22 protein-coding genes, 1 tRNA gene and 1 other RNA gene are annotated in these 25,189 nt (G+C 69.6%); 6 read left to right on the plus strand and 18 right to left on the minus strand.

Annotated elements, in window-relative coordinates:
• Positions 1 to 41: 41 nt before the first annotated feature.
• From HNR28_RS14765 to carA, 3 genes are all read right to left on the minus strand, one after another.
• Positions 42 to 800 carry an SDR family oxidoreductase gene (locus HNR28_RS14765; RefSeq protein ID WP_322789944.1) on the minus strand — a complete coding sequence of 253 codons (759 nt, stop codon included), beginning with the start codon at positions 798 to 800 and terminating at the stop codon, positions 42 to 44.
• A 97-nt stretch (positions 801 to 897) separates the two neighbouring features.
• Entirely contained in the window at positions 898 to 4,137 is a 3,240-nt protein-coding gene (carB, locus tag HNR28_RS14770; RefSeq protein WP_043680514.1) for a carbamoyl-phosphate synthase large subunit, read from the minus strand.
• 16 nt (positions 4,138 to 4,153) lie between these two features.
• Positions 4,154 to 5,323 carry a glutamine-hydrolyzing carbamoyl-phosphate synthase small subunit gene (gene carA, locus HNR28_RS14775; protein WP_170288517.1) on the minus strand — a complete coding sequence of 390 codons (1,170 nt, stop codon included), beginning with the start codon at positions 5,321 to 5,323 and terminating at the stop codon, positions 4,154 to 4,156.
• A 256-nt stretch (positions 5,324 to 5,579) separates the two neighbouring features.
• On the opposite strand from carA, the gene tal reads away from it, so the two are divergent.
• A complete protein-coding gene (gene tal, locus HNR28_RS14780; RefSeq protein ID WP_151025315.1) occupies positions 5,580 to 6,536 on the plus strand; it encodes a transaldolase in 957 nt (318 codons plus the stop codon).
• A gap of 40 nt (positions 6,537 to 6,576) precedes the next feature.
• Here the strand turns inward: tal and HNR28_RS14785 are convergent, their stop codons facing one another.
• The 12 genes from HNR28_RS14785 to HNR28_RS14840 form a co-directional block, all read right to left on the minus strand.
• The gene (locus HNR28_RS14785; protein ID WP_043680507.1) at positions 6,577 to 7,365 is read right to left on the minus strand and encodes an ABC transporter permease; all 789 of its coding nucleotides are present in this window, start codon (positions 7,363 to 7,365) and stop codon (positions 6,577 to 6,579) included.
• A gap of 72 nt (positions 7,366 to 7,437) precedes the next feature.
• A complete protein-coding gene (locus tag HNR28_RS14790) occupies positions 7,438 to 8,277 on the minus strand; it encodes an ABC transporter ATP-binding protein (RefSeq protein ID WP_151025316.1) in 840 nt (279 codons plus the stop codon).
• A complete protein-coding gene (locus HNR28_RS14795; RefSeq protein ID WP_043680504.1) occupies positions 8,270 to 9,322 on the minus strand; it encodes an ABC transporter substrate-binding protein in 1,053 nt (350 codons plus the stop codon). The genes HNR28_RS14790 and HNR28_RS14795 overlap by 8 nt, the downstream gene beginning before the upstream one ends.
• A gap of 222 nt (positions 9,323 to 9,544) precedes the next feature.
• Positions 9,545 to 10,153, minus strand: coding sequence for a recombination mediator RecR (recR, locus tag HNR28_RS14800; RefSeq protein WP_151025317.1), 609 nt, complete (start codon positions 10,151 to 10,153; stop codon positions 9,545 to 9,547).
• A 35-nt stretch (positions 10,154 to 10,188) separates the two neighbouring features.
• Entirely contained in the window at positions 10,189 to 10,515 is a 327-nt protein-coding gene (locus tag HNR28_RS14805) for a YbaB/EbfC family nucleoid-associated protein (protein WP_043680496.1), read from the minus strand.
• Between the two features lie 136 nt (positions 10,516 to 10,651).
• Positions 10,652 to 12,769: a DNA polymerase III subunit gamma/tau gene (locus tag HNR28_RS14810; RefSeq protein ID WP_184143005.1), complete on the minus strand. Its 2,118-nt coding sequence runs from the start codon at positions 12,767 to 12,769 to the stop codon at positions 10,652 to 10,654.
• Between the two features lie 24 nt (positions 12,770 to 12,793).
• An RNA gene (ffs, locus tag HNR28_RS14815) (signal recognition particle sRNA small type) lies at positions 12,794 to 12,891 on the minus strand.
• A 138-nt stretch (positions 12,892 to 13,029) separates the two neighbouring features.
• Positions 13,030 to 13,662 carry a glutathione transferase gene (gene yfcF, locus HNR28_RS14820; protein ID WP_151024715.1) on the minus strand — a complete coding sequence of 211 codons (633 nt, stop codon included), beginning with the start codon at positions 13,660 to 13,662 and terminating at the stop codon, positions 13,030 to 13,032.
• Positions 13,663 to 13,774: 112 nt separating this feature from the next.
• Positions 13,775 to 14,947: an ABC transporter substrate-binding protein gene (locus HNR28_RS14825; RefSeq protein ID WP_151024716.1), complete on the minus strand. Its 1,173-nt coding sequence runs from the start codon at positions 14,945 to 14,947 to the stop codon at positions 13,775 to 13,777.
• 121 nt (positions 14,948 to 15,068) lie between these two features.
• A complete protein-coding gene (gene ligM / locus HNR28_RS14830; RefSeq protein WP_043680439.1) occupies positions 15,069 to 16,475 on the minus strand; it encodes a vanillate/3-O-methylgallate O-demethylase in 1,407 nt (468 codons plus the stop codon).
• Positions 16,476 to 16,540: 65 nt separating this feature from the next.
• On the minus strand, positions 16,541 to 17,512 hold the full coding sequence (gene purU, locus HNR28_RS14835; protein WP_151024717.1) for a formyltetrahydrofolate deformylase: 972 nt from the start codon (positions 17,510 to 17,512) through the stop codon (positions 16,541 to 16,543).
• Positions 17,505 to 18,383, minus strand: a complete 879-nt coding sequence (locus HNR28_RS14840) for a methylenetetrahydrofolate reductase (RefSeq protein ID WP_052355593.1) — start codon at positions 18,381 to 18,383, stop codon at positions 17,505 to 17,507. Before HNR28_RS14840 ends, purU begins: the two co-directional genes overlap by 8 nt.
• A 250-nt stretch (positions 18,384 to 18,633) precedes the next feature.
• Between HNR28_RS14840 and HNR28_RS14845 the strand changes: the two genes are divergently transcribed.
• Both HNR28_RS14845 and folE2 read left to right on the plus strand, forming a co-directional pair.
• The gene (locus tag HNR28_RS14845) at positions 18,634 to 19,386 is read left to right on the plus strand and encodes a GntR family transcriptional regulator (RefSeq protein WP_244978320.1); all 753 of its coding nucleotides are present in this window, start codon (positions 18,634 to 18,636) and stop codon (positions 19,384 to 19,386) included.
• 60 nt (positions 19,387 to 19,446) lie between these two features.
• Positions 19,447 to 20,268 carry a GTP cyclohydrolase FolE2 gene (folE2, locus tag HNR28_RS14850; protein WP_151024719.1) on the plus strand — a complete coding sequence of 274 codons (822 nt, stop codon included), beginning with the start codon at positions 19,447 to 19,449 and terminating at the stop codon, positions 20,266 to 20,268.
• A 74-nt stretch (positions 20,269 to 20,342) separates the two neighbouring features.
• On the opposite strand, the gene HNR28_RS14855 is transcribed toward folE2, so the two are convergent.
• Both HNR28_RS14855 and HNR28_RS14860 read right to left on the minus strand, forming a co-directional pair.
• A tRNA-Leu gene (locus HNR28_RS14855) sits at positions 20,343 to 20,427 on the minus strand.
• A gap of 42 nt (positions 20,428 to 20,469) precedes the next feature.
• Positions 20,470 to 21,561 carry a GlxA family transcriptional regulator gene (locus HNR28_RS14860; protein WP_151024720.1) on the minus strand — a complete coding sequence of 364 codons (1,092 nt, stop codon included), beginning with the start codon at positions 21,559 to 21,561 and terminating at the stop codon, positions 20,470 to 20,472.
• A gap of 242 nt (positions 21,562 to 21,803) precedes the next feature.
• Between HNR28_RS14860 and HNR28_RS14865 the strand changes: the two genes are divergently transcribed.
• Positions 21,804 to 23,192, plus strand: a complete 1,389-nt coding sequence (locus HNR28_RS14865; RefSeq protein WP_043680428.1) for an L-serine ammonia-lyase — start codon at positions 21,804 to 21,806, stop codon at positions 23,190 to 23,192.
• Positions 23,193 to 23,267: 75 nt separating this feature from the next.
• Here the strand turns inward: HNR28_RS14865 and HNR28_RS14870 are convergent, their stop codons facing one another.
• Positions 23,268 to 23,603 carry an STAS domain-containing protein gene (locus HNR28_RS14870; RefSeq protein WP_151024721.1) on the minus strand — a complete coding sequence of 112 codons (336 nt, stop codon included), beginning with the start codon at positions 23,601 to 23,603 and terminating at the stop codon, positions 23,268 to 23,270.
• A 255-nt stretch (positions 23,604 to 23,858) separates the two neighbouring features.
• Between HNR28_RS14870 and HNR28_RS14875 the strand changes: the two genes are divergently transcribed.
• Together HNR28_RS14875 and HNR28_RS14880 are read left to right on the plus strand one after the other, a co-directional pair.
• Positions 23,859 to 24,434, plus strand: coding sequence for a BspR family type III secretion system anti-sigma factor (locus tag HNR28_RS14875; protein ID WP_151024722.1), 576 nt, complete (start codon positions 23,859 to 23,861; stop codon positions 24,432 to 24,434).
• Between the two features lie 146 nt (positions 24,435 to 24,580).
• Complete coding sequence (locus HNR28_RS14880; protein ID WP_151024723.1) at positions 24,581 to 25,189, plus strand: RNA polymerase sigma factor; 609 nt, start codon at positions 24,581 to 24,583, stop codon at positions 25,187 to 25,189.

Below are 25,189 nucleotides of genomic sequence, written 5' to 3' on the forward strand. Positions count from 1 at the left end.
CACGCCCCCGCAAGATGGCGCGATCCCGGATGCCGCACCGCTTACGGGCGTTCGCCCATCCTGGGCTTGCGCTTGCGCCGGGCGGCCGCCCGGTCGTAGAGCGCGTCGGGCACCAGGCGCAGCAGCCGCGCCACCCAGGCCATGGGCCAGGGGATGACGCGGTAGGAGACGCCGGCGTCGATCGCCCGCACGGCCCGCTCGGCGAAGCGCTCGACGGGCATCAGGAAGGGCATGCGATAGGGGTTGCGCGCCGTCATGGGCGTGGCGATGAAGCCGGGGACGATCGTCACCACGCGCACGCCGCTGCCGCGCAGTTCGACCCGCAGGCTTTCGCAGTACGCGCGCACGGCGGCCTTCGAGGCGCTGTAGGCGCCCGCGCCCGGCAGGCCGCGCACCCCCGCCACGCTGCCGATGCCCACCAGCGTGCCCCGCCCCCGCGCGCGCATCGGCGCGACGAAGGGCGCGAAGGTGGCCGCCATGGCCAGGACGTTGGTGTCGAGGATGGCCTCGAAGACCGCATGGTCCTCGGGTGCCTCGGTCAGGGTGCCGGCGCTGATCCCGGCGCTGGCGATCACCGCGTCCACCGGGCCGTGCGCCAGGAAATCCCGCGCCGCCGCGTGCAGCGCCGCGCGGTCGCGCACGTCCAGCGCATAGATCCGGTGTCCCCGCCCCGGCAGGCCGTCGCACAGCGCCTGCAAGGCGTCGCGGCGGCGGCCGACCAGCCCCAGCGCGGCGCCGCGCGCCGCGTAGCGGCGCGCCAGGGCGGCGCCGATGCCGCTGCTGGCGCCCGTGATGAACACGCGTTCGGGGTGTCCGGCGGGGGGCGCCGCCCCGGGAACCGGGGCGGCCGGGCGGTCTGCGGCCCCGGTGTCCGGACTCGTCCCCGCCACGAAGGCCTCAGGCCGCGGTCGCGGCGTGCATGGACTGCAGCGAGTAGACCTTCAGCCCGCCGCCGTGGCGCAGGTACTGCAGGCCCTCGACGGCGGCGCGCGCGCCCGCGATGGTGGTGAAGAAGGTCACCCGGTTGGCCAGCGACTGCGTGCGGATCGCGCGCGAATCGGCGATGGCGTTGCGGCGTTCCTCGACCGTGTTGATGACCATGGCGATCTCGCCGTTCTTGATCATGTCGACGATGTTCGGGCGGCCCTCGGTGACCTTGTTGACGACCTGGACGGCCAGGCCGGCGGCCTCGATCACGGCGGCCGTGCCGCGCGTGGCGATCAGCTGGAAGCCCAGCGCGGCCAGGCCGCGGGCGACTTCCACGGCGCGCGCCTTGTCCTGGTCGCGCACGCTGATGAACACGCGGCCGGATTCGGGCAGCCAGGCACCGGCGGCGATCTGGGACTTGACGAAGGCCTCGCCGAAGGTGTCGCCCACGCCCATGACTTCGCCGGTGGACTTCATTTCCGGCCCCAGGATGGTGTCCACGCCGGGGAACTTGACGAAGGGGAACACGGCTTCCTTGACGCAATAGCGCGCCGGCGCCGGGATCGATGAGACCCCCTGGGCGGCCAGGCTGCGGCCGGCCATGATGCGCGCGGCGATCTTGGCCAGCTGGCGGCCGGTGGCCTTGGATACGTAGGGCACGGTGCGCGAGGCGCGCGGATTGACTTCCAGCACGTAGACGTCGCCGTCCTGGATGGCGAACTGCACGTTCATCAGGCCCTTGACGTTCAGGGCGCGGGCCATCAGGGCCGTCTGGCGCTCGATCTCGGCCACGATCTCGGGCGAGAGCGAGTACGGCGGCAGGCTGCAGGCGGAATCGCCCGAGTGCACGCCGGCCTGCTCGATATGCTCCATCACGCCGCCGATGATGACCTGCTCGCCGTCGGCCAGGCAGTCCACGTCGACTTCGGTGGCGTTGTTCAGGAAGTGGTCCAGCAGCACCGGGGAATCGTTGCTGACCTTGACGGCCTCGCGCATGTAGCGTTCCAGGTCCTGGGGCTCGTGCACGATTTCCATGGCGCGCCCGCCCAGCACGTAGCTGGGGCGCACCACCAGGGGATAGCCGATCTCGCCCGCCAGGGCCAGGGCCTCGCTTTCGGTGCGGGCGGTGCGGTTGGCCGGCTGGCGCAGGCCCAGCTTGGTCAGCAGCTTCTGGAAGCGCTCGCGGTCCTCGGCCACGTCGATGGAGTCGGGGCTGGTGCCGATGATGGGCACGCCGTTGGCCTCCAGGGCGCGGGCCAGCTTCAGCGGCGTCTGGCCGCCGTACTGGACGATGACGCCGGCAGGGTTTTCCTTGTGGACGATCTCCAGCACGTCTTCGAGCGTCAGCGGCTCGAAGTAGAGGCGGTCGGAAGTGTCGTAGTCGGTGGACACGGTCTCCGGGTTGCAGTTGACCATGATGGTCTCGAAGCCGTCCTCGCGCAGGGCCAGGGCCGCGTGCACGCAGCAGTAGTCGAATTCGATGCCCTGGCCGATGCGGTTGGGCCCGCCGCCCAGCACGATGATCTTCTTGCGGTCGGTCGGCGCGGCCTCGTCCTCGTCCTCGTAGGTCGAATACATGTAGGCCGTGGTGGTGGCGAATTCGGCCGCGCAGGTGTCGACGCGCTTGTACACCGGGCGCACGTTCATCTGGTGACGCAGCTTGCGCACCTCGGCCTCGGTGGTGTCCAGCAGGAACGCCAGGCGGCGGTCGGAGAAGCCGCGCCGCTTGAGTTCGCGCATGGTGCCGTCGTCCAGCTCGGACAGGGTGCGCTGTTCGAGCGCGAGTTCGATGTCGACGATTTCCTTGATCTGCGCGAGGAACCAGGGGTCGATCTTGGTCAGGTTGTGGACTTCTTCCAGGGAGAAGCCCTGGGCGAAGGCGTCGCCCACGTACCAGATGCGCTCCGGGCCGGGCTCGCCGAGCTCGACCTGCAGGCGTTCGCGGTCGGTGGTCTTCTGGTTCAGGCCGTCGACGCCGACTTCCAGGCCGCGCAGGGCCTTCTGGAAGGATTCCTGGAAGGTGCGGCCGATGGCCATGACCTCGCCCACGGCCTTCATCTGGGTCGTCAGGCGCGAATCGGCCTGGGGGAATTTCTCGAAGGCGAAGCGCGGCACCTTGGTGACGACGTAGTCCAGCGTGGGCTCGAACGAGGCCGGCGTGGCGCCGCCGGTGATCTCGTTGCGCAGTTCGTCCAGGGTGTAGCCCACGGCCAGGCGGGCCGCGACCTTGGCGATGGGAAAGCCCGTGGCCTTGGACGCCAGCGCGGACGAACGCGACACGCGCGGGTTCATCTCGATGACGATCATGCGGCCGTTGGCCGGATTGACGGCGAACTGGACGTTCGAGCCGCCGGTGTCCACGCCGATCTCGCGCAGCACCGCGATCGAGGCGTCGCGCATGATCTGGTATTCCTTGTCGGTCAGCGTCTGCGCGGGCGCGACGGTGATCGAATCGCCGGTGTGCACGCCCATGGGATCGAGGTTTTCGATGGCGCACACGATGATGCAGTTGTCGGCGCTGTCGCGCACGACTTCCATCTCGAATTCCTTCCAGCCCAGCAGGGATTCCTCGATCAGCAGCTCGTTGGTCGGCGAGGCCTCCAGGCCGCGGCGGCAGATGGTCTCGAATTCCTCGGCGTTGTAGGCGATGCCCCCGCCCGTGCCGCCCAGCGTGAAGCTGGGGCGGATCACCGCGGGAAAGCCGGACGTGCCCAGCTCGGCCGCGATGCGCTTCTGCACGGCCCAGGCCTCGTCCATGCTGTGGGCGATGCCGGACTTGGCCGACTCCAGGCCGATGGCGGTCATCGCGTCCTTGAACTTCAGGCGGTCCTCGGCCTTCTCGATGGCGTGGGCGTTGGCGCCGATCAGCTCCACGCCGTACTTTTCCAGCACGCCGTGGCGATCGAGGTCGAGCGCGCAGTTCAGCGCCGTCTGGCCGCCCATGGTGGGCAGGACGGCGTCGGGCCGCTCGACTTCGATGATCTTTTCCAGGGCCTGCCAGGTGATGGGCTCGATGTAGGTGACGTCGGCCGTTTCCGGGTCCGTCATGATGGTGGCCGGATTGCTGTTGACCAGGATGGTGCGGAACCCGTCGGCCTTCAGGGCCTTGCAGGCCTGGGCGCCGGAATAGTCGAATTCGCAGGCCTGGCCGATGATGATCGGACCGGCCCCGATGATGAGGATGCTTTTGATGTCTGAACGCTTGGGCATGGGAGGCGGGATCTTTTTACTTGGGCGACCGGGCTTTGTGCTGCGCCATCAGGTCGATGAATTTGTCGAACAGCACCAGGATGTCGTGCGGGCCGGGGCTGGCTTCCGGGTGGCCCTGGAAGCAGAAGGCCGGACGGTCGGTGAGCTCGAAGCCCTGCAGGGTGCCGTCGAACAGCGACACGTGCGTGATGCGGGCGTTGGCCGGCAGGCTGTCGCCGTCCACGGTGAAGCCGTGGTTCTGGCTGGTGATGAACACGCGGCCGGTGTCCAGGTCCTGGACCGGGTGGTTGGCGCCGTGGTGCCCGGTCTTCATCTTGACCGTGCGCCCGCCCAGGGTGAGGCCCAGGACCTGCTGGCCCAGGCAGATGCCGAACAGGGGGATGCCGCGGTCCAGCACGGCGCGGCAGGTGTCGGCGGCATAGCCGCAGGCCGCCGGGTCGCCGGGGCCGTTGGACAGGAAGACGCCGTCGGGCGCCAGCGCCAGGACGTCGGCCACGGGCGTGAGGGCCGGCACCAGCGTGATGCGGCAGTCGCGGTCGGCCAGCAGGCGCAGGATGTTGGACTTGATGCCGTAGTCGTAGGCGACGACGTGGTACCGCCCCTGGTCCCGGCGGGTGTAGCCGCGCCCCAGCTGCCAGGTGCCCTGCACCCAGGCGCCGGGCTGCTTGGTGGAGACGGCGACGGCCAGGTCCTGGCCTTCCATGCCGCCGAAGCCGCGCGCCAGTTCGACGGCGCGGTCGGCGTCCTCGCCCACCAGGATGCAGGCGCCCTGGGCACCGCGCTCGCGCAGGATGCGGGTGAGCTTGCGGGTGTCCACGCCCGAGATCGCCACGATGCCCTGGGTCTTCAGGTAGTCGGGCAGCGACTGGCTGGCGCGGAAGTTCGACAGCAGCGCCGGACAGTCGCGCACCACCAGGCCGGCGGCGTGCACCCGGCTGGATTCGACGTCCTCGGCGTTGACGCCGGTGTTGCCGATGTGGGGATAGGTCAGGGTGACGATCTGGCCGCTGTAGCTGGGATCGGTGAGGATCTCCTGGTAGCCGGTCATGGCCGTGTTGAAGACGATTTCGGCCACGCTGGTCCCGTCGGCGCCGATCGAGACGCCCTTGAACACGGTACCGTCAGCCAAGGCGAGAATTGCTGGTGCGAGTCCTGCGGACCCCTCGGGAAAGATTGACGGCAGCAAAATGGAACCCCGGTTATAAAGTCGATATTCAAACCTTCCTATTATACAGCCGCAGCGGCTCCGCTCCCATGCGCCGCATCCGGGCGCCCGCGGGGGTGCCGGCGGGAGCGCGGCCCGGCGCCGCGCCCGGTCCTCGCCGCGCCCGGTCCTCGCGCCTGATCCTCGCCGCCCCCGATCCCCGCTGCGCCCGACCCTTGGCGGGAAATGGTCTACAGTAGGGTTTTCGCAACCCTGCATTCACCGGAATCCCACCTCCATGAGCAATCAACTGGACGCCCTGCGCATGCTGACGACCGTCGTCGCCGACACGGGGGACTTTGAAACCATGCGGGCCTACCGGCCGACCGATGCGACCACCAACCCTTCGCTGATCCTCAAGGCCGTCGAGCAGCCGGCCTACCGTCCCCTGCTGGACCGGGTGCTGCGCGACCATCCCGGCGCGCCGCTGGCCGAGCAGGTCGACCGCCTGCTGGTGGCCTTCGGCCGCGAGATCCTGTCCATCGTGCCCGGCCGCGTCTCCACCGAGGTCGATGCCCGCCTGTCCTTCGACACCCAGGCCAGCATCGAGCGCGCCCGGCAGATCGTCGCGCTGTACGAGGCCGCCGGCATCCCGCGCGAGCGCGTGCTGATCAAGCTCGCCTCGACCTGGGAAGGCATCCAGGCCGCCCGCGCGCTGGAGGCCGAAGGCATCCGCTGCAACCTGACGCTGCTGTTCTCCCTGGCGCAGGCGATCGCCTGCGCCCAGGCCCGGGTGACGCTGATCTCGCCCTTCGTGGGCCGCATCTACGACTGGCACAAGAAGGCGGCCGGCGCCGGCTGGGACGAGGCGCGGAACGCCGGGTCCGCCGACCCGGGCGTGCAGTCCGTGGCGCGCATCTACCGCTACTTCAAGGCCTACGACCTTCCCACCCAGGTGATGGGGGCCAGCTTCCGCAACATCGGCCAGATTCGCGCGCTGGCGGGCTGCGACCTGCTGACGATCAGCCCCGCCCTGCTGGGCGAGCTGGCGGCCTCGGACGAGCCCCTGGAACCGGGCCTGACGGCGGCCGCCGCCAAGGCGGACGCGCCGGAATGGATCGCCAGCAACGAAGTCGCCTTCCGCACGCGCCTGAACGAGGACGCCATGGCGACGGAAAAGCTCGCCGAGGGCATCCGGATCTTCACCGCCGACGCGATCAAGCTGGACGCGCTGGTCAGCCAGGCCGGGACCTGAGACATCCGGGCGGCCTCGCCAGCCGCCCGCGCGGCGGCATTCAGGTCTTGCCCGACTCCCCGGGCCCGGGCTGCCAGACCAGCAGGCGGCGTTCCACCAGCGACACGATCCCGTCCAGCAGCAGGGCGAACACCGTCAGCACCACGATGCCGGCGAACACGGTGTTGACGTCCAGCGTGCCTTCGGCCTGCAGGATCAGGTAGCCGACCCCGGCCGCCGAGCCCAGGTATTCGCCCACCACCGCGCCGACGAAGGCCAGGCCCACGGAAGTGTGCAGGCTGGAGAACACCCAGCTGGTGGCCGAGGGGATGTAGACGTGGCGCAGCAGCTGGCGATGGCTGGCGCCCAGCATGCGGGCGTTGTCCAGCAGCGTCGGGCTGACCTCGCGCACGCCGCGGTAGACGTTGAAGAAGACGATGAAGAACACCAGCGTCACGGCCAGGGCGACCTTGGACCAGATGCCCAGGCCGAACCACATGCCGAAGATCGGCGCCAGGATGACGCGCGGCATGGAGTTGGCCGCCGTGACGTAGGGCTCCAGCAGGGCGCTGGCGCCGCGCGACAGGCCCAGCCACAGGCCGAAACCCAGGCCGCCGATGGTGCCGATGACGAAGGCCAGCACGGTCTCGGACAGGGTGATCCACAGATGGCGGTAGATCCCGGCGTCGGTGACGAACCAGGCCCAGACGACCTGGGCGACTTCCAGCGGCCGGCCGAAGAAGAACGCCACGTTGCGGTTCAGCGAGGCCCAGTGCCAGACCAGCAGGATGGCGGCGAGCAAGGCCAGTTGCAGCACGCGCAGCACGGGTTTGGACAGGTCGGATTTCATCGTGGCAAGCGCTCCGGAGGGAGATTCGGGTCGGAGGACGGGAAGGCCCGCGGGCCGGCGGCGATCATGGGGTCAGGCGCGCCGCTGGCGTTCGTAGCCTTTCAGGACCTCGTCGCGCAGCACCGCCCAGATGGCCTGGTGCAGTTCGACGAAGCGCGGCTGCATGCGCACCTCGGCCACGTCGCGCGGGCGCGGGATGTCGATGGCGAACTCCCCGATGGGATGGGTCTCGGGGCCGGCCGACAGCACCACCACGCGGTCGCTCATGGCGATGGCCTCGTCCAGGTCGTGGGTGATGAACAGCACCGCCTTGCGCCGCGCCATCCACAGGTCCAGGACCTCGTTTTCCATCAGCTGGCGGGTCTGCACGTCGAGCGCCGAGAACGGCTCGTCCATCAGGATGATGTCGGGATCGCGGATCAGCGTCTGGGCCAGCATGACGCGCTTGCGCATGCCGCCCGACATCTGGTGCGGATAGCGGTTCTCGAAGCCGCCCAGCCCCACGCGGCGCAGCCATTCGCGGCTGCGTTCGGCGGTTTCGGCGGCGGCCACCCGGGCGAATTCCAGCCCCGCGGCGACGTTGGCCTGGGCGTTGCGCCAGGGCATCAGGGCCTCGCCCTGGAACATGTAGCCCGCCCGCGCGTTGACGCCCTGCAGCGGCTGGCCGAACACCTCGACCCGGCCGGACGTGGGGCGCAGCAGGCCCGCCGCCATGTTCAGCAGGGTGGACTTGCCGCAGCCCGTGGGCCCCACGACCGAGACGAACTCGCCGGGCGCCACCGCCAGGGTGGCATCGCGCATGGCCGTGTACGGCGTGCCGCCGGGCGAGGCGAAGGTGCAGGTGACCTGCTCCAGCAGCAGGGCGGGACGGTCCGCCCCGCCGCCGGGCGCGCGCGCGTGCCGCTCAGGCATGGGGATATTTCTGGTTGGCCCGGGTGGCGAACTGGTTGGTCCAGATGCGCGAGATGTCGATCGCCGTGCGGTCGAAGTTCGGCACGAACTCGGCCAGGGCGTTGAGGGCCGTCTGCGGGCCGTCCTCCGGCACCAGGCCGTCGGGCGACAGGCCTTCGCGGTTGCCCTTGAGCGCGAGCTTGTACAGGTCCGGGTCGCCCAGCAGATAGGATTCGGGCACCAGCTTGGCGATGTCGTCGACCGACGAGGCCTGGATCCATTTGTCGGCCCGCACCATGGCGTTGGCCAGCGCCTGGGTGGTGTTCGGATGGGCGTCGATGAAGGCCTGGGCCGTGTACAGGCAGCCCGAGGGCATGTTGCCGCCGAAGATCTTCTGCGCGTCGTCCAGGGCGCGGGTGTCGGCGATGATGCGGATGGCGTCTTCCTTGACCAGGGTGCTGATCACCGGGTCCAGGTTGGCGATGGCGTCGATCTGGCCGGAGCGCAGGGCCGTGACCGCGCCGGCGCCCGCCCCCACGCCGATGAAGGACACGTCGGTGGGCTTGAGCCCGTGCTGCGCCAGGAAGAAGCTCACCATCATGTTGGTCGAGGAGCCGGGCGCCGTGACGCCGATCTTCTTGCCCTTCAGGTCGGCGGGCGACTGGTAGCCGGCCATGGATTTCTTCGAGACGCCCAGCACGATCATGGGCGCCCGGCCCTGCAGGACGAAGCAGCGGTAGAACTGGCCCTTGGCCTGCAGGTTGATGGTGTGCTCGAAGGCGCCGGACACCACGTCGGCGCTGCCGCCCACCACGGCCTGCAGGGCCTTGGAGCCGCCCGCGAAATCGGCGATGGTGACGTCCAGGCCTTCGTCCTTGAAGTAGCCCTTCAGGTGCGCCACCGACAGCGGCAGGTAGTAGATCAGCGGCTGGCCGCCGACCGCGATGGTCAACGCCTTCTTTTCGGGCGCGGCGGCCGCGTCCTGGGCGAAGGACAGTCCGGGCAGCGTGCCCAGCAGCCCTGCGGCGCCGGCGGTCTTGAGCAGTTCACGACGTGAAATCGACATGATGGCTTGTCTCCCTGGTGGTCATGCTGCGTTTGAAGTTTCGATGATAGCGCAGCGGAGCGGCCGGGCCCACCGGACCGTACGCCGAAAAAGGGTTTGCGGCGCGGTTCGCGGCGCAGTTCCCGGCGAGGATGTGCGGCGAGGATGTGCCCGGCGACCGGCGCGCGGCGGGCGCCGGCCCTCGCCGGGCCGGCGTTCCATCGGGGCCGGCAGGGGCGGCCCCTAATTGGGCCGGCGTTCCATCAGCGCCCAGGCGATCGTGCCGGCATCGACGTATTCCAGCTCGCTGCCGCTGGGCACGCCGCGCGCCAGGCGCGTCACCTTGACGCCGCATTCGCGCAGCATCTCGGCCAGGTAGTAGGCCGTGGTCTCGCCTTCGGCGGTGAAATTGGTGGCCAGGATGACCTCGCGGACCCGGCCGTCCCGCACGCGCTCGCGCAGGGGGGCGAACCGGACCTGGTCCGGCCCCACGCCTTCGAGCGGCGCCAGCCGGCCCATCAGCACGTAGTACAGGCCCTGGTAGCCGTGGCTGGCCTCGATCATGTTCTGGTCGGCGGGTGTCTCGACGACGCACAGCACGGAGGCGTCCCGCTCCGGATTCTCGCAGGTGGCGCACACCGGCGTCTGGGAAAAGGAATTGCAGCGTTCGCAGTGGCGCAGCCCGCCGACCGCGTCGCGCAGCGCATCGCCCAGGCGCAGCGCACCTTCCGGATCGTGCTGCAGCAGGTGGTAGGCCATGCGCCGCGCGGTGCGCACGCCCACGCCGGGCAACCCGCGCAAGGCGTCGATCAGGGCGCGCAGGGGTTCCGGTTCGGGCAGGCCGGCAGCCATCGGAGCCTGTTCCTGTGACCTGGCGGGACGGCCGGTCAGAATGGCAGCTTCATGCCCGGCGGCAGGGACAGGCCTGCCGTCACGGCGGACATCTTTTCCTGGGCGGTGGCTTCGGCCTTGCGCTGGGCGTCGTTGAAGGCCGCGGCGACCAGGTCCTCGATCATGTCGCGGTCGTCGTCGTACAGCGACGGATCGATGGTGACGCGCTTGACGTCGTACTTGCAGCTCATGGAGACCTTGACCAGGCCGCCGCCCGCGGCGCCCTCGACGATCAGGTCGGCCAGGGCGTCCTGGGCCTTCTTCATGTTTTCCTGCATCTGCTGGGCCTGGCGCATCAGCCCGGCGATCTGACCTTTCATCATGGCGGTGTCCTGGAATTCCGAGAGTTCAAACGGATTCAAACGAAGAGTGGGACTATACCCTAGTGATCCCCGGTGATGCGCGGGCGACGTGCGGAGGGACGTCCTTGCGGCGCCCGGGCGATGCCCTGGCGAGGCCCTAGCGATGCGCGGACGGGGCGCCGCCGGGCGGACGCACCGAACCCGGCACCACCCGGGCGGAAAAGCGCTGCGCCAGCGCGCGCACCAGCGCGTCGCGCTCGGCCGCCTGCTCGGCGGCCTGCTGGCGCCGGGCGCGCTCGGCCTGGTCGACGGCATGGGCGGTGTCGTCGCCCGTCGCGCCGTATTCGACTTCCAGCCGCAGGACGCGGCCGAAATATTCCGACAGCACCGTGCGCAGCCGGTCGTGGCCGCCGCCGTCGGCATAGGTGTGGATGGCGACCCGCAGGCGGATCTGGCGATCGTCGCCGGACAGCCATTCGCTGTTCAGCGCCAGCGCCCGGGCGGCGCCGCCGACCGGCAGGCCGGCCGCCACCGCGGGCCAGTCCTGGGGCGTCATCCCGCCGGGATCGGGGGTTTCGGGCCGCGACGCGGGCGGCTCGGCCGACAGTCCGGCGATGGCCCCGGGCACGCCGGGATCCATGCCCAGGTCGTCCAGCGTGGCGGCGGCGTCGAAGGGTTCGGTCAGGTCGTCGGGTACGGCGTCCGTCCAGTCGTCCGAGGCGGATGCGGCCTCGTCCGGCGGCGCGGGCGGCGCCGGATCGGGGTCCGGGATCGGGTCGCGGTCGGGCGCCGGATCGGGATCGGGCGACGGGATCGGCTGCCGGGGGGGCGCGGCCTCCCAGGCGGGAGTCTCGGCGAGTGCGGCGGCGGAAGCGGCCTGGGCCGGGACCGGCGGCACGGGTGCGGCGGGAACGGGGGCCGGTGCGGGCGCCCACGCGGACGGCGCGGCGGCGGGGGCGGCATGGGCGGCCCGGGCTGCGACCGGCGCGGGCTCGGGCGAATACCTGGGCGCGGCGGTTCCGGCGGGCGCGGACGCTGCGGGCACGGACACGGCGGCTTCAGCGGGCGCGGGCGCTGCAGGCGCAGGCACGGCGGCTTCGACGGGGACGGGCGCCGCCGCGACGGGCGCGGCGGCCGGCCGGGCCTCCGCGCCGGCCGTCGGCGGCGGGCTCATCACCACGGGCGGCACGCGGCCTTCCGGCAGCAGGGCCAGCATGCGCAGGCAGGCCATGACGAAGCCCGCCTGCTCGTCGGGCGCCAGGGCGAGTTCCTGGCGGCTGTGCACCGCCACGGCATAGAACAGCTGCACGTCGTCCGGCGTCAGGGCGCCCGCCAGAGCGGTGACGTCTTCGGCCAGGGGATCGTCGGCCTGGGCATGGCCCAGGCGCTGGGCGATGGCCACCCGCGACAGCAGGACGGCCAGATCTCCCAGCGCCGCCTGGAACGACAGGCCGCGCGCCGCCAGGTCGTCGGCCACGGCCAGGATGCCGGGCGCGTCGGCCGCGGCCAGCGCCCGCAGCAGGTCCAGCAGATGGCGCTGGTCCAGGGTGCCGAGCATCTCGCCCACGGCGGCGGCGGTGAGGTTGCCCGCCGAGAAGGAGATGGCCTGGTCCGTGAGCGACAGGGCGTCGCGCATCGAACCGGCCGCCGCCTGGGCGATCAGGCGCAGCCCCTGGGGGTCGGCCGGCACGGATTCCTGCGCCAGGATGTCCTGCAGGTGGTCGACGATGGCGGGCACCGTCATCTGCTTCAGGTTGAACTGCAGGCAGCGCGACAGCACCGTCACCGGGATCTTCTGCGGATCGGTGGTCGCCAGGATGAACTTGACATGCTCGGGCGGCTCTTCGAGCGTCTTGAGCATGGCGTTGAACGCATGCCCGGTCAGCATGTGGACTTCGTCGATCATGTAGACCTTGAAGCGGCCGGACGACGGCGCGTAGACCGCCTGTTCCAGCAGCTGGGTCATTTCGTCGACGCCCCGGTTCGAGGCGGCGTCGAGCTCGATGTAGTCCACGTAGCGGCCCGCGTCGATCTCCGTGCAGGCCTGGCAATGGCCGCAGGGCGTCGCGGTGACGCCCTGGACGCAGTTCAGGGATTTGGCGAGGATGCGCGACAGGGTGGTCTTGCCCACGCCGCGCGTGCCGGTGAACAGCCAGGCGTGGTGCAGCCGGCCGGACGACAGCGCATGGGTCAGGGCACGCACCACGTGATCCTGGCCGATCAGCGTATCGAATGAACGGGGGCGCCATTTGCGCGCCAAGACGAGATAACTCATGGGCCGCCCTGGAGGGGGAAAAGGAAAGGCGAGCCTGACTTCGGCACTGGTTCCGCGCGGCTGTGGCTGCTTCGTTCCCGACCTGACCAGGTTCACCGCCGAACCATGCGAAGGGGCCCGCCTCACCGATTTTAACAGGGTTTCGGTGCCGGTTCGCCCCCCCGTCCGACGCCCCTCCCGTCCGGCGATCGGGACGGTCCGGCCCACGCGCGGACGGAACGCGCCGCGGGACGCCATGCATCGACGCGGGATGCGAGGCGTCAGAGTCCGGGGCGCGGCAGCACCACCCAGCGCTGCGCCGAGGGCCGGTGCCATTGGCGGTCCGCGTAATCCGCCAGCCGGCGGGGCACGGCGTCGCCGCACAGCGTCAGCCGGCTGATCATGAACGCCAGATCGAAATCGGCGATGCTCCATGCGCCGAACAGGTCGCTGGCGCCCTGGGGCAGCAGGCGATCGACCACCGCGAACAGCCTGTCCGCCGCCTGCCGCGCCGCATCGGACAGGGGCGCGAGCGGCGGCGGCCGGCGAAACAGGTTTTCCGCCGAGCGTTCCTCGCGGATCGGCATCAGGTCGGAACGCAGCCACGCCTGGACCTGGCGCGCCCGCGCGCGGCCCTGGGCATCCGAAGGATAGAGCGCGGGGCCCGGAAAGACCTCGTCCACGTATTCCGCGATGGCGGACGACTCGGCCAGCGCGAACGATCCATGCGCCAGCGCGGGAACCTTGCCCGTCACGGACAGGGAGACGTAGCCGGACTCGCGCTGCGCCCCCGCATCGAGATCGACCGGCGACAGCTCGAAGGACACGCCCTTTTCCTCCAGGGCGACGAAGGCCGACATCGCGTACGGGCTGATGAAATTCGCGTCGGTGTACAGAGTGACGGGTTGCGACATGCGTAAGTCTCCTTGTGCCATTGATCCATGGGCGCGGCCCGATGCGCATCGATCGGGCATCGGGCCGCAGGAAGCATGTTAGTCCCGCCGGCGGACAGCCGCCAAAGCGCGGTCAGGACCGCTTTTCGGGATCCTTGACCGCCTCGTAGGTGTGGAACTCGACGTTCTGCAGCACGCCGTCGACGCGCTCGACCTTGCGGATGTACATGTTCTGCACGATGTCGCGCGTGGCCGGATCGATTTCGACCGGGCCGCGGGGACTGGTCCAGCGCATGCCCCGGATGGCCTCCATCATGGCCGGGCCCTTGGCATTGCCGCCCGTCTTCTTCAGGGCCTCGTAGATCAGATGCATGCCGTCGTAGCCGGCCACGGCGACCATGTTGGGCCGCACGCCCGGATAGGCCTTCCGGTAGGCCGCCACGAAGGCCCTGTTCTCGGGCGAGGCGTGGGCTTCCGAGTAGTAGTAGGAGGTGATGATGCCCAGTCCGTTGTCGCCGATGGCGTCGAGCATGTCTTCCGTGGTGATGTCCCCGGTGGCGAGCAGCCTGATCCCGGCCCCGGCCAGGTCCCGTTCCTTGTAGGCCTTGGTGAAGCCGATGCTCTGGTCGCCGTTGGGAATGAAGGTGAAGATCGCGTCGGGCCTGGCGTCCTTGATCTTCTGCAGGAAGGGCGCGAAGTCCGGGCTGGTGAGCGGTGTGTGGAGCTCGCCGGCGATCTCGCCGCCCAGCGCCGTGAAGGCCTTCTTGAACGAGGCGGCGGCATCGTGCCCGGGCCCGTAGTCCGCGACGCTGACGTACACCTTCTTCAGCTTGTTTTCCCAGGCCCAGGTGGCCATGGGTGCCGCGGCCTGGGGCAGCGCCACGGAGGTGCGCACGATGAAATCCGATTTCGTCGTGATGGAGGAAGTCGCCGCGTTCATGACGATCATGGGCGTTTGCGTCTGCTGGGCGAGCGGCGCCGTGGCGAAGGCGCCCGGCGTCAGGCCGAAGCCGGCCAGGATTTCGGCCCCGTCGTTGATGAGCAGCGTCTGGGCTTCGCGCTTGGTGATGGTGGGGTTGACGCCGGTGTCGTCCTTGACGATCGGCACGATCCTGCGCCCCGCCACGGTGTCGCCATGGAGCTGCATGTAGAGCTTCACGCCGTTCATCATTTGCTGGCCCGTGGTGGCGAACGGCCCCGACAGGGGAACCACCAGCCCGACCTTCAAGTCCGCGGCCCGGCACAGGCCGGGTGCCGCGACCGCCAGCAACAGCGCGGCCAGCCCGTGTTTCAGATGCTGAATCATGTCATGTCTCCTCGCTGAAGGAACGGACGGGCCGCCCGCACCCGCCCGCGTCCTTCGCATGGTATCGGTCTGCGACCGTCGTTCTGGAATGAGAATGAGCAACGCCCCGGCGAGCGGCGCGTCAGCCGACGCGGCTGGTGCGCCAGCCTTCGGCATAGTGCTCGCGCGCCACCTGCGAATAGGGGACGGCGCTGACCACCACCCGGATCTCGGTCTGCCGGTGGCGCTCCACGGTGGCTTTCCGGGTGCCGCCGTCCTCCTCGCCCCAGACGACCCGCAGTTCCGCCCCGATGGGGATTTCATGGTCCACCACCGCCAGCGACAGCCCGCTGCGTTCGTTGTAGCTGTAGCCCGTGAACATGGACAGGCCCACGGTGCGCCCGCTCGCGTCGATGACGCGGTCGTAACTGGAGAACGCGTAGTTGGCCTGGGGCAGGTCGAAATACTTGAAGTTCTGGCCCTCCGGCTCGAACATCGACGCCAGCACCCGGGTGAGGTCCTCGCGGTTCCAGGCCAGGGTGACCTTCTTGCGCTGTGTGGCGGGGTCCAGCGCCTGGAGTGCCTCACGGCCGTAGAACTCGTGGTCGAAATTGATGATGTGGCCGTAGCCCAGCTCGTACGGGTTGAGGTAGTAGTCCTCGATCCTGTCCGAGACGAAGCTGCCGCCGATGCTGCCGGTGGCCTCGTAGCTGTCCGCCCCGAGCCAGCGACGGTAGTCCGCCAGCTTGTCGCCGGTGTAGATGGCGGGCAGCGGGGAAGGAATCCAGCCGGATTCCAGGGTATTGGTGGAATAGGCGCGCGCGCCCACCGGGACCAGGCCGAATTCCGCGCCCGCCTCCAGGATCGCCGCCCGGACCTCGTCGGCCTCTTCGTACGGCCCCCAGACCTCCAGCCCGGGCTCGCCGGCCATGCCGTGGCGCAGGGCGCGCACCGGCCTGCCGTTGATCTTCATGCTGCCGATATGGAAGAACTTGACCTGCTCGAGCGGGCCGCCGTTGAGCTTTTCCAGCACGGGCCAGGCCTTGGGGCCCTGGACCTGGTAGCGGTAGAGGCGGCGCTGGACGGGCTTGCCCATGGGACGGGATGGAGAGCGGGCGTCGCGTTCGATCTGGACGTCGTACTCGCCGGTCTGGCCAAGGTACATCAGCCAGCTCGACACGGGCGCGCGGCCCACGTAGATCAGCGTGTCGTCCGGTTCCCAGAACAGGATGCCGTCGCCGATCACGTGGCCGTACGGCGTGGTCGCAATGAACTGCTTGGCCCGGTTCGGGTTGAAGTTCTTGAAGGAATTGATCGTGGCGTGGGAAATCAGCTTGTGCGCGTCCCGGCCCCGGATGAAGACGTTGTCCATGTGGTGGCTCTGGTCGTACAGCACGGCCGTCTTGCGCCAGGCCGCCTGCTCGTCGCGCCAGTTGGAGAATTCCGGCGCAACCACCGGATAGACGTAGGCGCCGACGCGCGAGTTGCGCAGCATCTGCACGATGTTCTTCTGCTGCTGCAGAATTTCTTCGAGGTTGTGTGCGGTCATGGTCTCTTACCTTTGGTGTGAAGCCTGCGGACAGGCGAAGATGGGGAAAGCCGGCGGCCAGGCTTTCAGAACACGACGGTCTTTCTGCCGTTGAGCAGGATCCGGTCGTCGAGGTGGTGGCGCACGGCGCGCGCGAGCACCCGGCGTTCGATGTCGCGCCCCTTGCGCACCAGTTCGTCGGGGGTGTCCGCGTGGCTGATGGGCTCCACTTCCTGGATGATGATGGGCCCCTCGTCCAGGTCCGCCGTCACGTAGTGCGCGGTGGCGCCGATCATCTTGACGCCGCGGTCGTAGGCCTGGTGATAGGGGCGCGCACCCTTGAATCCCGGCAGGAAGCTGTGGTGGATGTTGATGCAGCGGCCTTCCAGCTGCGCGGCGAAGCCGTCCGACAGGATCTGCATGTAGCGCGCCAGCACCACCAGCTCCGTCCCGGCATCCTCGATGAGGCGCATCATCCGCGCTTCCTGCCGGTCCCGCTGCCCCGGCTCGATGGGCAGGTGATGGAAGGGAATGTCGCCGATCAGCGGGATGTCCAGGGCATCCCTGGGGTGGTTCGACAGCACGCCCACCACCTCCATGTTCAGCTCGCCGACCCGGTAGCGGTAGAGGAGATCCGCCAGGCAGTGGTTCTGGGCCGACGCCAGGATCATGACGCGCCGGCGTTCGCTGCGCGCCCGGATGCGCCAGTGCATGTGCCGCGCCGCAACGGCCTGGGGAAAATCGCGGATCAGGTCCTGCACGCCGGCGCCCTGGCCCAGCTCGAACAGGACGCGCATGAAGAACCGTCCCGAGTCCAGGTCGTCGAACTGCTGCGCTTCGAGGATGTTGCCCCCGTGGCGGGCCAGGGTGCCGGTCACGGCGGCCACCAGCCCCGGCTCGTCGTCGCAGGAAAGCGTCAGGGCGTAGGCGTGGCGCGTGCGCGCCGGGTACGGTTCGCGCGCGAAGGCGCTTGCCGTCGGGGATGAAGGACCGCCGTACGCCGCCGGGACGGCGGATTCCGGTGCGGGCCGGATCGGTGCATCGAGCGAACTATCCATGCTGGGCCTCATGAAAGGAGCGGATCCAGTCGATGGTCTGCTGGAAACCGCCGAAGGTGTAGTAATGCAGGCCGACATCGCGGATGCCGGCGGCGTGCAGCCCGGCCGCCAGATCGGCGATCAGTCCGCCGGGGCCGGCGGAGCGGATCATGCGGGTGAGCGACAGGCCGTAGCGGCTCATGGCGCGCGCCGAGGCGCTGACGCCGCAGCGGGCGGCATAGCGCATCAGGGTGGCGATCTTCGCCGGGCCGGCCACACCCACCCGGACCGGGCAGCGGATGCCGCGCCGGCGCACTTCTGTCAGCCATTCGACGATCACGCCCGGCTCGAAGCCGAACTGGGTGACGATGAAAGGCCGCATGCCGCGCGCCTCGATGGCTTCGCACTTGGCCTGCAGCGCGGCCCAGAGCCGGTCGGACGGAATGGCCGGATGGCCTTCCGGATACCCGCCGATGCCGACCTCGCGGATGCCGTGGCGTTCCAGCAGGCCGGTTTCGATCAGGTCCAGCGCGTCGCGGAAAGGCCCGAGCGGACGATCGGGATCGCCGCCCACGACGAACACGCGATCGACCGCGGCGGAAACCGCGAGGGCTTCGATGAAGGACTCGGCCTCCCGGACGCCGGCCATGCGGCGCGCCGACAGGTGGGGCACGGGCACGAAGCCCAGGCTCCGCAGGACCTGGGCCGCCCGCAGCCGCGCGGGGTAGTCCTCGCCGGGCAGGAACGTGATCGAGAAGGCCGTGCCCGGACGCAGCGCACGGACGGCCGCCTGCGCCTGGTCCACGCCGCCCGCCGTGACTTCCAGCGAATAGTCGGACAGCCCGGAGGCGGCTTCCTCCAGGACTTGCGAAGGGGCGGCTTGCAGCTCCATAATGAGGTCTCCTCGTTCTTGTATACAGGCAGCATACAAGTAAATTTTCCCCCTGTAAATGCTCCCGATCCCGGGGCGGCCGCAGCCGGCTTCCGGCCCGCGCCGGGCCCGGCGCGGGCCACTCCGGAGCGCCATGCAACCTATAATCTTCTGCGATTGGGTCCCCTTCGCCCCCGCGGCCGGCGGCGCCGGACGCCCGGCCGCCGCCCCGGCCAGCATCCGGTCCAGGCCGGAATTTCATTTCATGGTCATGACTGATTCCACACAGACACTCCCCAGCCAGACGACGCGCGCCCTGCTGGAGCTGCGCAACCTGATCCTCAACGGCGAACTCGCATCCGAGGAGCGGCTCTCCGAACTCACCGTGGCCGCGCGCCTGAACGTGTCGCGCACGCCGGTGCGCGCCGCCCTGCAGCGCCTGGCCGAGGAAGGCCTGCTCGAGGAGATCGTCGGCGGCGGCTACGCGGTCAAGACCTTCACGGAACGCGACGTGCAGGACGCCATCGAGCTGCGCGGCACGATCGAGGGGATGACGGCGCGCTTCGCGGCCGAACGCGGCGCCTCGCCGATGCTGCTGGCCAAGGCGCACGAACTGATCGACGCGGTCGACGAGATCCTGCGCCAGGAGGAGGTCTCGGAAGAGGACTTCGAGCGCTACATCCAGATCAACGAGCAGTTCCACAAACTCCTGATCGTCATGTCGGACAGCGAGCTGCTGGCGCGCGAATTCAACCGCATGACGCGGCTGCCGTTCGCCTCGCCCAGCGGTTTCGTCAAGGCGCAGGTCCGCGCGCCGCACGCCCACCTGATCCTGACCCTCGCGCAGGAAGGCCACCGCGCCGTCATCGAGGCCATCGAACTGCGCCAGGGGCAGCGCGCCGAGGCGCTGATGCGCGAGCACGCGCGCCTGGCGCTGCGCAACCTGCGCTACGCGCTCGCCGACGCCAAGGCCATCAAGCGGATCCATGGCGGCGCGCTGATCAGGATGGTCGCGGACATCTGAGCCTGCCGGCGTCCGGCCACCTTGTATACAATGTGCTCAGGACTCCAGGGGAACCGTCTCATGAACGCACTGCCCGATTCTTCCATCGCGTCGCTGGTGGACGTGCAAAGCCAGGCGGATCCCCGCCAGGTCGCCATCCAGCAGGTGGGCGTGCGCGGCGTGCGGCATCCGGTGCGCGTGGCGGCGGATGCCGGCGCTGCGCAGGAGACCGTGGCCTGGTGGACGCTGACGGTCGCCCTGCCCGCGGAGAAAAAGGCCACGCACATGTCGCGCTTCATGGAACTGCTGGCAACCCATCGCCACGAGGCGATGAAGCCGGCGCGCCTGTGCGCCATGGCCGAATCCATGCTGGACCTGTTGCAGGCCGGTGCCGGCGACATCACGGTGGATTTCCCCTACTTCATCGACAAGGCGGCGCCGGTGACCGGCGCGCGCAGCGTGATGGACTACCAGGTGTGCTGGGAAGCGCACGCCCGGCAGGGCCGGCGCACGAATTTCAGCCTGCGGGTCGTGGTCCCGGTGACCAGCCTGTGCCCCTGCTCGAAGGCCATCTCCAGATATGGCGCCCACAACCAGCGCTCCCAGGTGACGGTCCGGCTCGACTACGCCGCCGCGCCGGCGCTCGACCTGGACCGCCTCATCGGCGACATCGAGGCGTGCGGCTCGTCCCAGCTCTGGGGGCTGCTCAAGCGCGCCGACGAGAAGTTCGTCACCGAGCAGGCCTACGAAAACCCGAAGTTCGTCGAGGACCTGGTGCGCGACGTGGCCATCGGGCTGCGGCGGCTGTCCGGCGTGACGGCGTTCGAGGTGGCCGTGGAGAATTTCGAGTCCATCCACAACCATTCCGCCTACGCGGTGGTGCGGGGCGTGCCGCAGGCATGAGCGGCGAGTGAGGCACGGCGCGGCCGTGAGCGGCAAAAAGCCGTTTCCATGCCCGTGGAAACGGCTTTTCCAAATGGTGCCCGGGGCCGGAATCGAACCGGCACGCCTTGCGGCGGGGGATTTTGAGTCCCCTGCGTCTACCAATTTCACCACCCGGGCGGGGTCGGCGCGAGAGAGACTCGCGCCGCGAAAGGACCGTCATTATACGGTGTTTTCCTGGGGGTCCCGGCGGCCCGGACCTTGCCCGCCCGGGCCCCGCGCACCCGGCCCGGCGCCCGGATCTTCCGGACCTTCGGGGCCCGCTCCGCCCCGCCCGCCCCTGCCCGCCCGGCGCCAGGCGCCGGGCGCCATGCCGTGCTCGGCGCGGAAGACCCGGCCCATGTGGGCCGCGTCGGAAAAGCCGCAGTCGGAGGCGATGGCGGCGATGCTCTTGCCGGTGTGGCGCAGCATCCAGGCCGCTTGGCGCAGGCGCACGCCGCGGGCATAGGCCTGGGGCGTGGTGTCCAGGTGCTGGCGAAACAGCCGCTGCAGCTGGCGCGGGGACAGGCCCAGGCGGTCGGCCAGCTCGCCCAGGCTGGGAATCTGGCCCGCGTACTGCTCGATGACCAGGGCGGCGCGGCGCAGGGCGGGCGGGCTGTCGGCCGGAACGCCCGGCGGCGGGGGCTGGATCTGCCCGCCCCGCCCTCCTTCCGCGTCGATCTGCAGGCCGCGCAGGGCGCGCCGGATGTCGGCCTGCGGCAGATGGCGGCGCAGGATGCGCACGGCGACGTCGGTGACGGCGGTGCCGCCGGCGCAGGTGATGCGGCGCCGGTCGAACACCGCGGGCCGGTCGGTGACGATCCGCTCGGGCGGGATGGCGGGGAAACGGTCGGCGAAGTCGCGGTACTGGTCGCCGCCGACGCACAGCCGATGGCCGGCGAGCACGCCAGCCCGGGCCAGGACATGGACGCCATTGCCCAAGCCGACCAGATGGCGCCCGCCGCGCGCCGCCTGGCGCAGCCAGGCAAGCAGCGCCGGGCCGGCCTCGGCCGCGGGCGGCAGCGGACCACCCACGACCACCACGTAGTCGAAGCGCAGAGGATCGCCCAGCAGGTCGGTGGGCACGACCTGGATGCCGCTGGCCGAGCGCACGGGAATCAGAGTGCCGGCCACGACTTCCCAGGCGCAGGGGCCCGCCGTGCCGGTCTGGGCGTCCAGCAGGCCCAGCAGATCGGCGAACGCGGCGAAGGCCCCCATGGCGAACTGCGGCAGCAGGACGAAGCCGATGCGCAGGCGGATGTCGTTTTTGTTCATGATTAAGGAATTTTATGACGTATGCATTCTATTCTTGCTCATGTTGTCCAACCTGAACTCTACCCGAAACAGCACGGCAATGAGTCAATGGGCATTCCATTCCTGATGGATGTCGTTTTCATTCAATCAAGAATCCGCCAAATCACTAGAATCCGAGGAAACGCTCCCCGGCCGCGCGCCGGGGACGCGAAGCAGCCACGCGCACCATCACGCGCATCATCACGCGCACAAGGAGGACGATCATGGCGCTGTCGGTCTTCGACATTTTCAAAATCGGCATCGGGCCGTCCAGCTCGCATACGGTGGGGCCGATGCGCGCCGCGCGCAATTTCGCCCGCAATCTCGACGCCCGCGGGCTGCTGCCCTGGGTGGCCAGCCTGAACATCCATCTCTACGGCTCCCTGGCCGAAACCGGCGCCGGCCACCGCACCGACATGGGCATCATGCTGGGCCTGATGGGCGAGGCGCCGGACACGGTCGATCCGGCCGCCATCGGCGCGCTGGTCGATGCCGTGGCGCGCGACCACCGCCTGACGCTGTGGCGCAGCCGCACGATCGACTTCGATCCCCGGCGCGCGTTCTCGGGGCGGGTCAAGCCGATGCCGGAACACCCCAACGGCATGCGCTTCGTCGCCCTGGACGCCGACGGCGACACGCTGCTCGACGAGCGCTACGTATCGATCGGCGGCGGCTTCATCCGCGCGCTCGACAGCATCGAGACGGACGAGACCGTGCCCGAGCACGCGCCCATGCCCTATCCCTTCTCCACCGGCGCCGAGCTCATGGCGGCCTGCCAGCGCCACGGCCTGACCATCGCCCAGCTAATGATGGCCAACGAATCCACCCTGCGCCCGCCCGCGGAGGTCCGCGCCGGCGTGCTGCGCATCGCCCAGGTCATGGACGAGGCCATCGACCGGGGCTGCGGCCTGCACGGCCCCGTCACCGACGAGATCCTGCCCGGCGGCCTGAAGGTCCGGCGGCGCGCGCCGGCGCTCTATGCGCAGCTGAAGGCAGGGCCGAAGAAAGAGGACGACGTGATGTTCGCCATGGACTGGGTGAACCTCTACGCCATGGCCGTGAACGAGGAAAACGCCGCCAGCGGCCGGGTGGTGACGGCGCCGACCAACGGCGCCTCGGGCCTGCTGCCCGCCGTGCTGCGCTATTACCGCACCTTCGTGCCCGGCTGGTCGGAGGACGGCGTGGTGGACTTCCTGCTGACGGCGGCGGCCATCGGCTTCCTGTACAAGGAAAACGCCTCGATTTCGGGTGCCGAGGTCGGCTGCCAGGGCGAGGTGGGCGTGGCCTGTTCGATGGCGGCGGCGGGGCTGACGGCGGTCCAGGGCGGCACGGTCGCCCAGGTCGAGAACGCGGCGGAAATCGGCATGGAGCACAATCTGGGCCTGACCTGCGATCCCGTGGGCGGGCTGGTGCAGATTCCCTGCATCGAGCGCAACGCGATGGGCGGCAACAAGGCCATCAACGCCTCGCGCCTGGCGCTGCACGGCAACGGCAAGCACCACGTCTCGCTCGACACGGTGATCGAGACCATGCGCCAGACCGGCGCCGACATGAAGTCGAAATACAAGGAGACTTCGCGCGGCGGCCTGGCCGTGAACGTGGTGGAATGCTGATCCACGGCGCGGCTCGCAGGCCGCGCCGATTCGTCAGGCACCGGGCAGTCCGCAGGGACTGCCCGGTGTCCTGACTCATCCCAGGGCGGCGACGGCGTCGGCGCGGGTCGCGCAGACCTTCAGGATGGCGAGAAAGCCGCTGATCTCGAAGACTTCGCGCACGTTGGGCTGGATGTCGCACAGCACCAGCGCGCCGCCCGCCTGCTTGAGTTTTTTCGCCAGCAGCAGCACGACCCGCAGGCCGGCGCTGGAGATGTAGTCGAGGCGCGCCAGATCGAGCACGATGCGGTGTTCGCCCTTGTCGACCTGGGTCATGAGATCGGCCTCGAAGGCGGCGGCGTTGGCGCTGTTGACCTGGCCCTCGGGCTGGAAGATGAGCGCGGATCCGGACTTGTCGATGGCAAAAGGCATGGCAGGCTTGGAGGGAGATGAGAAACGGCGTACGATCGGACCTCATCATACGCGAAACGGCGGCCCCATGGCACAGGCAAGCAGACGCCGCCCGCGCACGCGGGCGTCGGATCGGGCGGCGGATCAAAAGTCAATTCCGGCAAGATTCCGGATACACCGGGCCGGAACCTTTGCGCTACCCTGTGTTACTCAGCGTGCAAAGGCCTCTCTTCGCCCGGTGGCCCCGCCATCGCAGTTGCTCGAACCGACTTCCCTATGAATACCCTTCCGCCCGTCTCGTTTCCTTCGCACGAGCTGCCGAACCTGGACCGGTTCGCCGCCGCCACGCGCGGCGCCGAATCGGTCTACATCTCCGTGTCGGGCCAGTCGATGCAGGTGCTGGGCACCGGCACGACGCCGGGCGGGCGCAGCGTGGCCTGGGTCGCCCCCGACGTGGACACCACGCGCCTGTTCACCGCAGCCCTGGAACACAGCTACGGCGCCGGCATCGCCCGCAGCGTGGCGCGCGAACTGGGGCTGGAGCCCAGCCCGGGCAAGCCGCTGTCCTCGCGCACGGTCATGCAGGCACTGGACATGGCGCGGACGGCCAGCCAGGCGCTCTCGGGCGTGGACTTTGTCACGCGCCTGGATTGCTCGGCCAGCGCCCAGGGGACCGGCTTCAAGGCCGCCTGCCAGGCGCTGGGCCTGGATCCATCCGGCCTGGATCCGCAGCGGCGCCAGGACATCGACCAGGCCATGCAGCTCAGGTTCGAGCAGGCCGCCGCCCAGGGCCGCAGTCCCGTGGCGCCCGAAGCCGCCCAGGCCTGGCTGCGCGAGCTGCTGCGCGCCTGATCCCCTGCCCATTCGCAGCGATCCGCCGGCCCGGCCGGGCCCCGGGAAGCAGGTTCTTATAAACCTAAGGTAATTTCTTGTAAGACCTCGTGTCCTGGTCTAGAATCCCCTGGATCAGCGCCGCCTCTTGCTCTCCGTCCCGCCTCATGAACCTTCCCTCCGACCCTGACGGCATTGTGCCGGACTCCGCGCAGCAGGCAATCCTCCCCGACCCTCCCGAATCCCCCAGTCCCGCCGACGAACGCCTGTTCCGCGACCTGGTCCAGGAACACAGCAGCCGCCTGCAGCGTTTCATCGTCCGGCACATCGGCAGCATCAGCGAAGCCGAGGACATCGCCCAGCAGGCCTTCACCGAGGCCGCCCGCTCGTATCGGACCTTCCGCGGCGAATCGCAGCTGTCCACCTGGCTGTACGGCATCGCGCTGAACCTGATCCGCAACCATCTGTCGCGGGCACCCGAACGCCGCTACGACTTCGTCGGCGACAGCGGCCTGGACGACCTGGCCGCCGAATCCGTCACCCCCGAGGAAGCCGCCGAGCAGGCCCAGTCCATGCGCCTGCTGCAGGAATCCCTGGACGAGCTTCCCGAAAGCATGCGCAGCATCCTGCTGCTGGTGGGGCTGGACAACCTTTCCTACGAAGAAGCGGCCGCGCTGCTGTCGGTGCCCATCGGCACGGTCCGCAGCCGCCTGTCGCGGGCGCGCGGCGCCTTGCGCGACCGGCTGGAGCGCAAGGGCCTGACGCTGAATTTCTGA

Source organism: Castellaniella defragrans (genome assembly GCF_014203015.1).
Taxonomy (GTDB): Bacteria; Pseudomonadota; Gammaproteobacteria; order Burkholderiales; family Burkholderiaceae_B; genus Castellaniella; species Castellaniella defragrans.